Origin of the sequence: Aminobacter sp. DSM 101952 (assembly GCF_001424795.1) — a bacterium.
GTDB classification, from domain to species: Bacteria; Pseudomonadota; Alphaproteobacteria; order Rhizobiales; family Rhizobiaceae; genus Aminobacter; species Aminobacter aganoensis.
Map to the genome: position 1 here is coordinate 1 of NZ_LMCL01000021.1, position 13,189 is coordinate 13,189.

General features: G+C 61.0%; 11 protein-coding genes and 7 pseudogenes. 15 read left to right on the forward strand and 3 right to left on the reverse strand.

The genetic code is table 11. The features are described 5' to 3' along the window. Nucleotides 1-99 precede the first annotated feature (99 nt). The 10 genes and pseudogenes from ASC75_RS13940 to ASC75_RS13985 form a co-directional block, all read left to right on the forward strand. A pseudogene (locus ASC75_RS13940) lies at nucleotides 100-792 on the forward strand (IS3 family transposase); the annotation flags it as partial. 53 nt (nucleotides 793-845) lie between these two features. Beyond that, nucleotides 846-1,760 carry a LysR substrate-binding domain-containing protein gene (locus ASC75_RS13945; protein ID WP_055976323.1) on the forward strand — a complete coding sequence of 305 codons (915 nt, stop codon included), beginning with the start codon at nucleotides 846-848 and terminating at the stop codon, nucleotides 1,758-1,760. Nucleotides 1,761-2,042: 282 nt separating this feature from the next. Then, nucleotides 2,043-3,074 carry an ABC transporter substrate-binding protein gene (locus tag ASC75_RS13950; protein WP_055976326.1) on the forward strand — a complete coding sequence of 344 codons (1,032 nt, stop codon included), beginning with the start codon at nucleotides 2,043-2,045 and terminating at the stop codon, nucleotides 3,072-3,074. Between the two features lie 60 nt (nucleotides 3,075-3,134). Continuing rightward, nucleotides 3,135-4,205 carry an ABC transporter ATP-binding protein gene (locus tag ASC75_RS13955; RefSeq protein ID WP_055976328.1) on the forward strand — a complete coding sequence of 357 codons (1,071 nt, stop codon included), beginning with the start codon at nucleotides 3,135-3,137 and terminating at the stop codon, nucleotides 4,203-4,205. Next, nucleotides 4,198-5,067, forward strand: coding sequence for an ABC transporter permease (locus ASC75_RS13960; protein WP_055976382.1), 870 nt, complete (start codon nucleotides 4,198-4,200; stop codon nucleotides 5,065-5,067). Before ASC75_RS13955 ends, ASC75_RS13960 begins: the two co-directional genes overlap by 8 nt. Nucleotides 5,068-5,078: 11 nt before the next feature. Then, complete coding sequence (locus ASC75_RS13965; protein ID WP_055976385.1) at nucleotides 5,079-5,873, forward strand: ABC transporter permease; 795 nt, start codon at nucleotides 5,079-5,081, stop codon at nucleotides 5,871-5,873. Nucleotides 5,874-5,990: 117 nt separating this feature from the next. Further along, complete coding sequence (locus ASC75_RS13970) at nucleotides 5,991-7,106, forward strand: FAD-dependent oxidoreductase (RefSeq protein WP_200943460.1); 1,116 nt, start codon at nucleotides 5,991-5,993, stop codon at nucleotides 7,104-7,106. Nucleotides 7,107-7,146: 40 nt separating this feature from the next. Further along, nucleotides 7,147-7,434 carry a (2Fe-2S)-binding protein gene (locus tag ASC75_RS13975; RefSeq protein WP_348271290.1) on the forward strand — a complete coding sequence of 96 codons (288 nt, stop codon included), beginning with the start codon at nucleotides 7,147-7,149 and terminating at the stop codon, nucleotides 7,432-7,434. Next, complete coding sequence (locus ASC75_RS13980) at nucleotides 7,424-8,788, forward strand: NAD(P)/FAD-dependent oxidoreductase (RefSeq protein ID WP_151654564.1); 1,365 nt, start codon at nucleotides 7,424-7,426, stop codon at nucleotides 8,786-8,788. Before ASC75_RS13975 ends, ASC75_RS13980 begins: the two co-directional genes overlap by 11 nt. 34 nt (nucleotides 8,789-8,822) lie before the next feature. Continuing rightward, complete coding sequence (locus ASC75_RS13985; RefSeq protein WP_055976350.1) at nucleotides 8,823-9,188, forward strand: RidA family protein; 366 nt, start codon at nucleotides 8,823-8,825, stop codon at nucleotides 9,186-9,188. Nucleotides 9,189-9,558: 370 nt separating this feature from the next. On the opposite strand, the pseudogene ASC75_RS26755 reads toward ASC75_RS13985, so the two are convergent. From ASC75_RS26755 to ASC75_RS25585, 3 pseudogenes are all read right to left on the reverse strand, one after another. Then, nucleotides 9,559-9,961 (reverse strand): annotated as a pseudogene (locus tag ASC75_RS26755) (IS5 family transposase); the annotation flags it as partial. A 59-nt stretch (nucleotides 9,962-10,020) separates the two neighbouring features. Continuing rightward, nucleotides 10,021-10,773 (reverse strand): annotated as a pseudogene (locus ASC75_RS13995) (IS6 family transposase). A gap of 84 nt (nucleotides 10,774-10,857) precedes the next feature. Continuing rightward, a pseudogene (locus tag ASC75_RS25585) lies at nucleotides 10,858-11,028 on the reverse strand (transposase); the annotation flags it as partial. Between ASC75_RS25585 and ASC75_RS14000 the strand changes: the two are divergent. The 5 genes and pseudogenes from ASC75_RS14000 to ASC75_RS14015 form a co-directional block, all read left to right on the forward strand. Next, nucleotides 11,018-11,410 (forward strand): annotated as a pseudogene (locus ASC75_RS14000) (IS3 family transposase); the annotation flags it as partial. The pseudogenes ASC75_RS25585 and ASC75_RS14000 sit on opposite strands and share 11 nt — an antisense overlap. Nucleotides 11,411-11,627: 217 nt before the next feature. Further along, complete coding sequence (locus ASC75_RS14005) at nucleotides 11,628-12,203, forward strand: antitoxin Xre-like helix-turn-helix domain-containing protein (RefSeq protein WP_055976358.1); 576 nt, start codon at nucleotides 11,628-11,630, stop codon at nucleotides 12,201-12,203. After that, nucleotides 12,203-12,685 (forward strand): RES family NAD+ phosphorylase, encoded by a 483-nt coding sequence (locus tag ASC75_RS14010; protein ID WP_055976366.1) that lies wholly within the window; start codon nucleotides 12,203-12,205, stop codon nucleotides 12,683-12,685. The genes ASC75_RS14005 and ASC75_RS14010 overlap by 1 nt, the downstream gene beginning before the upstream one ends. Nucleotides 12,686-12,829: 144 nt before the next feature. Then, nucleotides 12,830-12,931, forward strand: a pseudogene (locus ASC75_RS26065) (IS6 family transposase); the annotation flags it as partial. A 53-nt stretch (nucleotides 12,932-12,984) separates the two neighbouring features. Next, nucleotides 12,985-13,189, forward strand: a pseudogene (locus tag ASC75_RS14015) (IS6 family transposase); the annotation flags it as partial.

The window sequence follows — 13,189 nt, forward strand, 5'->3', positions numbered from 1 at the left end:
GCCAGCGCCACCTGGCGTGAGATCGCGTTGCCGATCCAAGCCTGAAATTCAGGACAAAGAAATGATTGCGTCCTACGTCAGGTTAAGGCGACGCCACCCTGGCGACAGTTGCTACGGGAGGGTTACGACATCGCCCGCTGCACAGTCGCTCGGCTTATGAGGGCAATGGGACTGCAGGGCGTCATTCGCGGCAAACCGATCCGCACGACGATCAGCGACAAGACCGCGCCGTGTCCGCTCGACCGGGTGAACCGACACTTCTTCGCACCCGCGCCGAACATGCTCTGGCTTTCTGATTTCATCTATGTGGCGACCTGGCAGGGCTTCGTCTACGTGGCTTTTGTGATCGATGCCTTTGCTCGCCGCATCGTCGGTTGGCGGGTAAGCCGGACTGCTCATGCGGGCTTTGTGCTCGATGCCCTCGACCAGGCACTTCATGATCGGCGGCCCGTCCATCATAGCGGACTGGTTCACCATTCCGACCGCGGCTCCCAATACGTGTCCATTCGCTATTCCGAGCGGCTGGCGGAGGCAGGCATCGAGCCATCTGTCGGAAGTGTCGGCGACAGTTATGACAACGCTCTCGCCGAAACGATCAACGGTCTTTACAAGGCCGAGGTCATCCATCGACGTGGGCCGTGGCGCAACGTCGAGGCCGTAGAGTTCGCCACGCTGGAATGGGTAGATTAGTTCAACAACCGCCGCCTTCTGCAGCCCATCGGCAACGTACCGCCAGCCGAGGCCGAAGAACGATACTATGCCATGCTGGACGCACCAGCCATGGCCGCATAACTTAACCCAAACGGTCTCCGCTAAACTCGGGGCGGTTCAGTTCAGGATTGAAGATGTCGGTCAGATTTTCTCAGGTTGAGGCGTTTCGTGCCGTCATGGTCTCAGGCTCCATGACTGCCGCTGCGGAGATACTCCATACCTCGCAGCCGAATGTAAGTCGTTCGATCTCTCAACTGGAAAAAGCCACCGGCTTGCGGCTTTTCGATCGGCTGCCGGGCAAACTGGTACCCACGAATGACGGCATGTTGTTCTTCAAGGACGTGCAGCGCAGCTTTTCCGGCCTTCGGCAACTGGATGAAGCTGCCAAGCGCATCCGCCGGTTCAGTGGTGGCTCCCTTACTGTCGCGGCAATTCAGATCCTCGCCTTGGGCCTTGTCCCGCGCACGATCAAGCGTTTCGCGCAGGAATATCCTGAGACGAGCATATCGATCCATACTGGACATTCTTCGGCGGTGACCCAATGGGTCGACGACCAGACCTGTGACGTCGGCATCGTCTCACAACTGAGCGAAACCTTCGGGCTTGATTACGAGCAGCTCTACGAGGTCGACGCCGTATGCGTGATGCCCCGTGGTCACCGTCTCGAAGGCAAAGCCTGCATTGGTCCAGAGGACTTGGCCCATGAGCCTTACATATCCTTCCCGCGTAACGAATTCGGTCACTCGGCTATTGACGCCATTTTCGAGCAGGCTGGCATCAGCCGCCACATCAACCTTGAAACCTCATACAGTTCGATCACCTGCTCGCTGGTTGCCCAAGGGCTCGGCATCGCGATCGTCAATCCCTTCGCGGTACTCGATTTTCGTCACGCCGAGATCGTCACCCGCCCGTTTCTGCCGGCAATCAAGCACAACGGCTATCTGATCTTCCCAAAGGCCAGGCCCGTCGATCGGCTGGTCGCGAGCTTTGTTGCAACACTGAAGGCAACAATGTGCGACGATAGCGCCGTCCTTGCAACGCTGGGTTAGCACGGCACCTACTCCGCAGTTGCGCTATTCATTTTTCGCCCCCCATAGGAAAACGACATACACATTCGCGATCTGCCTTCCCTCAAGTCCTCATTCGCTCCGAATTTTCGCAGGAAATCGCCTTGATATGGCGGCAAGCGCTATATCTTTTTCGCATAGGCCACCCTTTGATTTCTATTTGCTTCCAGGGCAGGGCGCTCATAGCCTGCATTCTGTAAGGTCGTCGGTGGCAAACCCAGATGCTGAGGCGACGACAATCCAACTCAAAAAAAGGGGAACAAGATGAAATGCACGCCCGCGCTCATTCTGCTGGCAACGACCATTCTGAGCTCGCCCGCCGCTGCACAGGACACCCTCTATTTTGCCGGATATTCCGGTGACTTCCAGACCATGTTCGAAAAGGAGATCGTTCCCGGTTTTGAAGCGAAGAACGACGTAAAGGTGGTTTACGTCGCGGGAAATTCGAGCGAGACGATTGCCAAGCTGCAGGCCCAGAAGGGCAGCCAGGAAATCAACGTCGCGCTTGTCGACGACGGCCCGATGCATCAGGCGGTGCAGTTCGGTCTTTGCGATCCGGTTGCGGACGCCCCTGTCTATGATGATGTTTACGATGTCGCCAAAGTCTCGGTTTTCGGCGGCAAGGCGGTTGGCGTGGGTCTCATCGCCACCGGCATCACCTACAACAAGGAGCTGTTCGACAAGAACGGCTGGCCGGCGCCGACTTCATGGAACGATCTGACCGATGGAAAGTTCGCACAGCGCGTGACGTCCAATCCGATCTCGGGAACCTACGGCCTGAATACGCTGGTGATGTTCGCGCGCATGAACGGCGGCAGCGAAAAGAACATCGAGCCGGGTTTCGACGCCATCCGCGACAAGCTCGCCCCCAATGTCCTGAGCTGGTCGTCGTCGAATGCCCAGCTGGCGCAGATGTTCCAGAACGGCGATATCGATCTGGGTGTGTGGGGAAGCAGCCGTGCCGTGGCCCTCAAGAAGACCGGCTTCCCGGTCGAGTTCGTCTATCCGGCCGAGGGCGCGCCGGCCATCGTCGCTTCCGCATGCGCGGTTTCAGGCAACACGCTGCCGGAAAAGGCGCAGGCTTTCCTTCAATATCTGGTCTCGCCCGAGGTTCAGGCGAAGCTCGCGACCCAGGGCTTCGGCCCGACCAACAAGAAGGCCAGGCTTGACGGGCCGCTCGCGGAGGAAGTCCCATACGGCGAGGAAAAGCTGTCGAAGCTGATCAATGTGGACTGGGATACCGTCAACCAGCAGCGCGCCGACTGGACCAAGGAGTGGACCCGCACGGTCGAATAAGGAAGCGCGCGCTCCGTGCGCTTCCCCCTTTCCGAAGTCTTCTGAACACGAGCCTATCCCATGAGTAAACTATCCATTCGCGGACTGTCCAAGACCTATGCGGGCGGCGTGCAGGCGGTTCGCCGGGTCGATCTTGAGGTCGAGAGCGGCGAGTTCCTGTCCCTTCTCGGCGCGTCCGGATGCGGCAAGACCACCACCTTGCAGATGGTGGCCGGCTTCGTCTCTCCGAGCGCGGGCAATGTCCTGGTCGATGGCGAAGACATCACCTATGCCGCGCCCGAAAAGCGCGACATGGGCATTGTCTTCCAGAGCTACGCGCTCTTCCCGCATATGACGGTTGCCCAGAACGTCGGCTTCGGCCTGGAGATGCGCAAGATCGGGAGCCCGCAACGGGAGGAGCGCGTGTCTGAAGCGCTTTCCATGGTCCGACTTTCCGGCCTCGAAAACCGCTATCCGAGCGAGTTGTCCGGCGGCCAGCGCCAGCGCGTGGCCATTGCCCGCGTCCTGGCGATCCGGCCCAGGGTGCTGCTGCTGGACGAGCCTATGTCGAACCTCGACGCGAAGCTGCGTGGCGAGATGCATGTCGAGCTGCGCGCCCTTCAGCGCCGGCTGGGGATCACCACCATCCTCGTCACCCACGATCAGGTGGAAGCGATGACGATGAGCGACCGGATCGCCGTCATGGCCAATGGCGTGATCGCCGAACTCGGCAGCCCCCAGCAGATCTACGACCATCCCACATCCGAATTCGCCTTGAGATTTCTCGGTCAGGCGAATGTCATCGCCGGCGATATCGTCGATGCCGGAAACGGCGCCGCCTCGGTGCGCATCGGCTCCGCGACCGTTTCGGCCGATATCGACGGCGCGCAGGCCGGCCGGAAGGCCAGTCTGTTCGTGCGCCCGGAACGGCTGCGCCTCTGTCCGGCCGAACAGGGCATGGTCAGGGGCAAGGTCGCAACGCGGCTTTTCCTGGGAGGTATCTGGTTTTACGAAATCGACAGCGATCTCGGCAGCCTGCGGCTGACCGCGGTCAATGCGGGCACCCCGCAGCCGCAGGAAGGCGAGGTGGTCGGCATCGCCTGGAACGCCGGCGACCTGCAACATGTCTCCCCGGAGAATGCCGATGGCTGAGACGATAACACGCGCAAACGGCCGGCAATGGGTCCTGTCCTTCCCGGCACTGGCCCTGTTCCTCGGGCTTCTGGTCGTGCCTCTGGCGCTGACCGCGATCCTGTCCTTCAATGTCTTCGACTCGACGCGCGGGACGCTCGACGAATATACGCTGTCGAACTATATCGAGATCTTTTCCGACAGCTATTATTATGAACTGTTCCTGCGCACCGCGCTGATGTCGCTGGCCGTCACCGCCATCTGCATCCTGCTCGGCGTGCCGGAAACGATCATCCTGTCGCGCATGCGGCCGGCCTGGCAGGGCGCCTTCTTCGTGGTGATCCTCGGCCCGCTGCTGATTTCCGTCGTCGTGCGCACTCTCGGCTGGTCCATCCTTCTCGGACGCGAAGGCTTCATCAACACCGTGCTGGTTTCCAGCGGGCTGGCGGAACGGCCCGTCCAGCTCATGTTCAGCATGACGGGCGTCATCATCGTGCTGACGCATGTGATGCTGCCGTTCATGGTAATCTCCGTCTGGAGCACGCTCCAGAAGCTCGACGCGCAGGTCGCGCATGCGGCCCGCTCCCTCGGGGCCGGCCCCTTCACGACCTTTCGCCGGATCGTGCTTCCGCAGCTGCTGCCGGGGATCCTGTCCGGCGCGATCATCGTGTTCACCCTGTCGGCTTCGGCCTTCGCCACGCCGGCCCTGATCGGCGGCCGCCGCGCCAAGGTGGTGACGACCGCGATCTACGACGAATTCCTGAGTTCGTTGAACTGGCCGCTCGGCGCGGCCGTCGCCGTCCTCCTCCTCATCGGCATCGTGCTTGTCGTCCTCGGCAGCAACCGGTTGATCGAGCGTAAATTCAAGCAGGTGTTCGCATGAGCCATCGAAGCATCGGGCAAAACGGCCCCGCCGCCCTGGTTTTCCACACGCTCTTCACCGCGTTCATCCTCGCGCCGCTGGTGGTCATCGTCCTCGTGTCCTTCTCCGACAAGGGCTACATGTCCATGCCGTTCGACGGAGCATCGTTGCGCTGGTATCGGGCGATGCTCGACGCACCGGAACTGATGGGCGCCTTCTGGCTGTCCGTGTGGCTGGGGCTGGGATCGGCGACGCTGGCCAGCGCCGTCGCCATTCCGGCGGCCATCGCCATCGCCCGCTACCGGTTCATCGGCCGTGACGGCATGACGGCGCTGCTCCTGTCTCCGCTGATGGTGCCGCATGTCGTGCTCGGCGTCGCCTTCCTGCGGTTTTTCTCCGTCATGGGCTGGACGGGGTCTTTCATCGCGCTGCTTCTGGTGCATGCGTTGATCGTCGTGCCCTATTCGCTGCGCCTGACCCTCGGCGCGATCATCGGCCTCGACCGGGATGCGGAGCTTGCGGCCCGCTCGCTGGGGGCGACGCGGTGGACGTCTTTCCGTCGCATCCTGTTTCCGCTGATCCTGCCCGGTGTCGTCGGCGGCTGGGTTCTCGCCTTCATCCAGAGCTTCGATGAAGTGACGATGACGGTGTTTATCGCAACACCGGGGACGACGACATTGCCCGTGGCGCTCTATCATCGCGTCGCGCTGATGACGGATCCCCTCACCACCTCGGTATCGACGGTCATGATCGTCGGCACGATGGCCCTGATGTTCATTCTCGACCGCGTGGTCGGGCTCGACAAGGTTCTGATCGGCAAGAAGTAACCCGGCCTCGGCTTCCGCTTTACCCCCGCTTTCGGGCGGGGAACGGGAACGCTGTGCCAAAATTCCGGAAATAACGACCCTTGAGGGTGGTGTTCAATGAGCAAAGAACAATTGACAGTGGTCGGCGGCGGGCTTGTCGGAGCCGCGATAGCCTACGGTGCCGCAAGACGCGGCGTCAACGTCCGCGTCCTCGATCAGGGGGATGCGGCATTGCGGGCGTCCCGCGGCAATTTCGGCCTCGTCTGGTTATCGAGCAAAGGCGGCGGCATGCCGCGTTATGCCCGCTGGACACGCGAAGCCGTCCGGCTCTGGCCCGATCTGCACGACGAGCTTCTCGCCGTGACCGGGGTGGATTCCGGCCTGCAGCAAAATGGCGGCTTCTGGCTGGGCTTCAGCGAACAGGAAGTCGAAAAGCGCGCCGCCCTGCTTGCCCGGATCGACCGCGAGGTCGGCGGCATCCCGTTTCAGATGATGGACCCCGCCGAACTGAAGCAATACCTGCCCGGCATCGGCCCCGCGGTCGTCGGCGGCAGTTTCGGGGCGCATGACGGCCATGCCAATCCGCTGATGCTGCTGCGCGCGCTTCATGCCGGGCTGAAAGCCAAGGGCGCCGACGTGATCACCGGCGTCGATGTCGTCAAGCTGCGGCACGATGCCGGCAAGGGCAAGTTCGGGATCACCGCGCGCGACGGCCAGAGCTGGACGAGCGACCGGCTCGTTCTGGCGGCCGGCCTGGGGATCGCGAAACTTGCCGATCAGCTCGACCTCCATGCGCCCGTCACCACGACACGCGGGCAGGTTCTGATCACCGAGCGCCTGAAGCCTTTCCTGCACTATCCCACCAACAAGGCCCGCCAGACGCGGGAAGGCTCCGTCCAGATCGGCTCCACATCCGAGGACGTCGGCATCGACGACCGCACGACGACGGACAAGATCGAGTGGCTGGCCAAGCGCGCGGTTGCCAGCTTTCCGGCGCTCGCCAATGCGCGGCTGGTGCGGGCCTGGGGGGCGCTGCGCCCGCTGACGCCGGATGGCTACCCGATCTATCAGAGCTCCCCCACATGTCCGGGCGCCCATGTCGTGATCTGCCACAGCGGCGTGACCCTGGCATCCGTTCATGCCTACCTGATCGGCCCCTGGATGAGCGGCCTCACGGACGCGCCGGAAGATTTCGACACATTCCGGAGCGCACGTTTTCTCGACCCCAATGCGAGCTTCACCAATGACCACTAAGCCGCTTTTCACCATAGCCGGGACGCCCGGCGACCCGACCGTGACGATCACCTTCGAAGGCCGGCCGATAAGGGTTCCGCAGGGAACGAGCGTTGCGGCCGCCCTTCTTGCCGGCGGCGTGCGCGAGTTCCGTTCCAGCATCGTCGGCGCGGTGGCGCGCGCGCCCTATTGCATGATGGGCGTGTGCTTTGAATGTCTCGTGGAAATCGACGGGATACCGGCCCGGCAAAGCTGCCTTGTGCCGGTTCGCGACGGAATGCGGATCAGGCGCCAGAACGGGGCTCCGGAACTGGAAGACTTCAATACGGGAGATGACCATGAAGAATGACGTCGTCGATCTGGTCGTCATCGGTGCAGGCCCCGCCGGGATGGCCGCGGCATGCGAGGCGCGCGGGCTTGGCCTGTCGGTTGCCGTGCTCGATGAGCAGGCGGCGGTCGGCGGCCAGATCTATCGCCGCATCGAATCGGCGCCGAAAGCCCTGCTCGGCATTCTCGGCAAGGATTACGCCGCCGGCCAAAGGCTCGCCGACGACTTCCGCAACAGCGGGGTTCGCCATGTCGGCGGCGCAACCGTCTGGAACGTGACGCCGGAAGGCGTCGTCAGCTATGTCGCCGATGGTCATGCCAGCGAGATCTCCGGCAAGTTCGTTCTCCTGGCCAGCGGCGCCATGGAGCGCCCGTTTCCCATTGCAGGCTGGACGCTGCCGGGCGTGATGGGCGCCGGCGCGGGTCAGATCATGCTGAAGGGATCGGGAGCGCTGCCGAGCGATCCGGTGGTGCTGGCGGGCTGCGGGCCGCTCCTTTACCTTCTGGCGTGGCAGTATATCCGCGCGGGCGTCGAGATCGCCGCGATCGTCGATACGACGCCGCGATCGGCCTATGTCAAGGCCCTCCGGCACATGCGTGGAGCGCTGAAGGGCTGGCGCGACCTTCTCAAGGGGCTCAGGCTGCTCTCGACCATCCGCCGGCACGGGATCCGTGTCCATTCCGGAGCCCGCGACCTGTCCGTGGCCGGAACCGTCAGGGCCGAGGGGATCAACTTTACCCGCAACGGCAAGCCCTGCCATGTCGCCGCACCGCTGGTTCTCCTGCATCAGGGCGTCGTTCCGAACACGCAGCTGAGCTGGTCGACGGGCGCGCAGCATCGATGGGACGCCGGGCAGCTTTGCTGGAAACCCGTCACCAGCGATGCCGGCCGCTTGGGCGATACCGCCGTCTACGTGGCCGGCGACAGCCGGGGCATCGTCGGCGCCGGCGCTTCGGCGGTTCAGGGCCGGATTGCCGCGCTGGACATCGCCCAGCGGCTCGGCTTCGCCAGTGCGCCCGAGCGTATCCTGGCGCTGCGGCGCGACCATCTACGCTACACCTGTGCCCGGCCGTTTCTGGACACCTTGTACCGCCCTCAGGACGAAAACCGCGTGCCTCCGGATGAAGTTCTCGTTTGCCGCTGCGAGGAGGTGACCGCCGGTCAGATCCGCAAATATGTGGATCTGGGGTGCCGGGGGCCGAACCAGACCAAGGCATTCGGCCGCTGTGGCATGGGGCCGTGCCAGGGACGTCTTTGCGGCCTCACGGTGACCGAAGTGATCGCACAGGCGCGCGGCGTCGAGCCGTGCGACGTCGGCTACTACCGCATCCGCCCGCCGATCAAGCCAGTTCTGCTCGGCGATTTTGCCGACTGAAGCGCAAACGACCCGTTCAAGGAAGGAACCGACAATGAACGACATCACCCGCCTGGAAACCGATCCCCGCCGCAGCCGCGCCGTTGTCTACAACGGCATGGTCTTCGTCGGCGGTATGACGGCAGACGATCGCAGCCAGGACATTACCGGCCAGACACAGCAGACGTTGCAGAAGATCGAGGCGTTTCTCGCAAAGGCCGGAACCGACAAGAGCCGCCTTCTCACCGCGCAAATCTGGATCAAGAACCTGGAGCGGGATTTCGAAGCGATGAATGCCGTGTGGAACGCATGGACGGCACCGAACGCGGCACCGACCCGCGCGACCGCCCAGGCCGACCTGGGCGCGCCGGATGTGCTGGTCGAGATCATCGTCACGGCCGCCAACGGCAATCCCAGCTAGGACCGGAGCTTTTAACAAGGGATCGCTATCAAGCATCTGCTATCTTCTTGCCGGGTCATGGCCATTGCCTCGTGATGATGTTCGGGTCGAGTGCGTCAACGTGTTGAACGGAATTCGGCGCTGGCATTTTCAGCCAATGAACGAAGTCACTGCAATCGCCGTCCCGGCGAGGACATTGCAGACCAATGGCGTCATCTAGGCTCAGGACTTCGGTAACGGGGCCGTTTCAGTCAAGCAAAAAGCAAAGACCGCAGCAGCGCCGTCATGCTGCCAGTGCGGCAAATAATCCGACAGATTCCCTTTTGCCGATGCCTGGCTTGCTTTGCCCTTCGTTTGAGGTCACCCCGGGTTCATGCTTCGGTCCGTGGTGATCGCTCATCTGTCCTTCGCTAAGCACCATGATGATCAGACGGCCTTCACCGTCACAAACGGTATGCGGCTTGGAGTTCAGTCCACCTTTGGTTCGCCTGATACGACGGGGAACATCCCCTTTTTGAGCAGGCTCGCCGCCGTCCGGTGTGCCTTCAGATGCGTCGCGTCGATCATGATGCGCTCGGGTTTCGCGCCTTCGACCGCCAGCGCTGCGAAGATGCGGTCAAAAAGCCGAGCCGGCTCCAGCGGATGAACCGGTTGTAGAGCGTCTTATGCGGCCCGTAATCCTTCGGTGCATCCTTCCACTGCAGGCCATGCTTGATCACGTAGACAATGCCGCTGATCACCCTGCGATCATCGACACGCGGCACACCATGCGCCAACGGGAAACAGGGTTCGATCCGCGGGCTTGTCGCAAACCTCTCAGAAGGCTGAGACTACCCAGCACATGATGGCATTCTCACGCTTTGTTAACATTTTGAAGTCCGAAGAGGCGCGCGAGCAGATCATTCTGATCGTTCACGGTCCACTCGCCGGAAAATCCGAAGCCTTTGCGCAGCCACAACATCGCTTCGAACCCGGCGATCGTCCGGCGCGCCGTTTTGAAGGACTGGAGGCAGCCGTTCTTGGGCATGTTCTTCTTCACTCGGAAGTGATCGCTCTCGATGCCTTGCTGCAGATGCTTGGTGACATAATGAACCGGGTTCGGATGCAAGAGCCTATCATCGACAACCCTCTTGATCGTTGACGGAAACGTGTTGGCGCCATCGGTACCGATCTTCCCCGGCGATAGCAGCGGCTCGTCTTTGAGCATCTTGCGAAAGAAGCGCTTGGCGGCGTCGAGATCGCGTTTTGCGGTGAGCAAGAAGTCGATCGGGTTTCCGTGTTTGTCGATGGCGCGGTACAGGTATCGCCACTTGCCGCGGATCTTGACATAGGTTTCGTCGATCCGGACCGAACCACAATGTGGGCGCCGGAACTGGCGCAGTCGCTTTTCGATGACAGGTGCATAGGCAAGGACCCAGCGGTTGATCGTGCTGTGGTCTACTTCGAAGCCGCGCTCGCGGAACATCTCCTCGAGATCTCTAAAGCTGAGCGGGTACCGCAGATACCATGTCACCGCCTACACGATCAGCCATGCCTCGAAATGCCGACCCTTGAAATCATCCTTCGACTGGCGCTTCAGCTTCTCGGCAATTGCATTCAGAACCATGGCTACGCTCCGCTACATCGGGAGCGGAATTTCCACCGTCGTGGTCAACAGCTAGTTAACCAGAAAAATTTGCGACACGCCCTTTTCAACCGGGTTCAGTTCCGGGGATTTCGGCGGCAACGGCAGAATGCTGATGTTGCCGGGCACAACGAGGTTGTTGGACATGTGCCAGCCCGCCTGATCCATGATGAGGATGGCATGCGCGTTCCCTTCGACATGGCGGGAGATTTCGCTCAGATGCTGGGTCATGGCATGGGCGATGCAGAGCCGCCAAACCACCGATGTCGTTCTCCAGGCTCTGCTTATGGCCGTGTGGCGACGCAAGCCGAAGGAAAAGGTGCTGATACACTCGGACCAGGGCTCGCAGTTCACCAGCATGGACTGGGCCTCGTTCCTCAAGCATCACAATCTGGTTCACTCGATGAGCCGTCGCGGCAACTGCCATGACAATGCGGTGGCCGAGAGCTTCTTCAATCTTCTGAAGCGAGAACGGATACGTCGCAGGGTCTACCGTTCACGCGATGAAGCACGCCAGGACGTGTTCGACTACATCGAGATGTTCTACAACCCTAAACGCAAACACGTCAGGAACGGGATGCTGTCGCCCGTCGAGTTCGAGAAGCAGCAGAAAGTCTAACCCGAGGGTGTCTACGAAACTCGGGGCTATTCAACGCTTATGCCCAAGCCATGCTTCTCAGGCAATGACGCAGTTGGGCTATCCGTAGTCGGTTCCCTTCCAAATGCAGCCATTTGCCAGATCGCACTGGCGACCAGCGCAATGGTGCTTGAATATCTAATCATTTGAGTTATGTTAGTGCTCAAAGGAGCACGACGAGCGATGTCGTGATATTCATATGGACCCGGCAACAGCAAGAGATACGTCGACGCGCGAACGCAAATCCGATTTCGATCAGATGAACCCGGAAGAAAAGCTCCTGCGAGCGATTTTCGGCGAGAAATCGGAATCGGGGCATCGCGGTAAGCGGAAGAGGACTGTCTCTGTTTCCGACTTCGAGGAAATCTTTCGAGCACCACCTTGGCAGCGTATTGAGATGATACGCGAAGGGATCAGCGCACGAGACGTGAAGCATCTGCAGGAGCGGCTTGGGATACCTCAGAGTGTGCTTCTGGAAAGCCTCAGGATGTCAACCGCCACGTTGAACCGTAAGGTGAGTAAGCAGGAAAACCTATCGCCTGAAGACAGCGAGCGCGTGTTGGGAGTTTCCAAGCTCGTTGGTCAAGTTGCTGAGATAGTACGGCAGTCTGGCGATGCGCAAGGCTTTGACGCAGCAAGCTGGCTGGCCACCTGGCTACAGCAATCCGTGCCCGCTCTTGGGAGTGCCCGTCCAATCGATTTCATCGATACACTTGAAGGGCAGGCAATGGTGTCGCAATTACTCGCCCGGATGCAGAGTGGGGCCTATTCCTGATGGCCGCAGTTTGGCGGATCGCGACCGACACTCCGGATTATGAAGCGGACGACCTCACAGGAACAGGTGCGAAAGTTACGGGGGGGAGGTGGAATGCGCCGGGCTTCGCCGTGGTCTACTGCGCGGAAAACGTCTCACTCGCGGCGATGGAAACGCTCGTGCACATTGCTGCGTCTAGCTTACCTTTAAACCGCTACCTCGTCAGAATCGACATCCCTCAAGACCTATGGGACGCGAGCGAGCGGCTGGATGCCAAAACAGCGCCGATAGGATGGGATGCGCTACCGGCGGGGCGGGCCAGTTTGGCTTTTGGCTCGACGTGGCTGGCTGAACGGCGGTCGGCCTGCCTGTTCGTTCCTTCGGTCATCGTACCCGACGAGTCGAATGTGCTCGTCAACCCGCTGCACCCAGACGCTGGCAAAATCTCAGCGACGAAGGTTCGCAGGTGGCTCTACGATTCACGCCTGAAGTCGAAGACCTAAATTAGTCTGGAGCCCGTCCTAGATCGCTGTCCATACCCGAGGTTGTTATGGGATCTGCGAGGGACCTGTCGCAAATTTTCGTAGTTAACTAGCTGTTGACCATCGGCGAGGAAATTGCCGCTCCCATTGTCGTGGAGCGAACAAATGATTCTGAATGCCATTGCCGAGAAGCTGAAGCGCCAGTCGAAGGATGATTTCAAAGGGCGACATTTCGAGTCGTGGCTGATCCTGCAGGCGGTCGCCTGGTAGGAGGCGTCGCCTTAACCGGCTGGTGCGGATCGAGGCAATAGTCTATCGGCATGACTGACGATGCGTCCGCCCGATACAAACGCCACCGCTTTCCAGCCGAGATCATCGCGCATGCGGTATGGCTCTATTACCGGTTCCCGCTGAGCCTGCGCGATTTCGAAGACCTGCTTGCCGAGCGCGGCATTGCCGTCTCGTTTCAGACCGTCTCAGAATGGACGACTAAGTTTGGCCTGAAATTCGCCCACCAACTCAAGC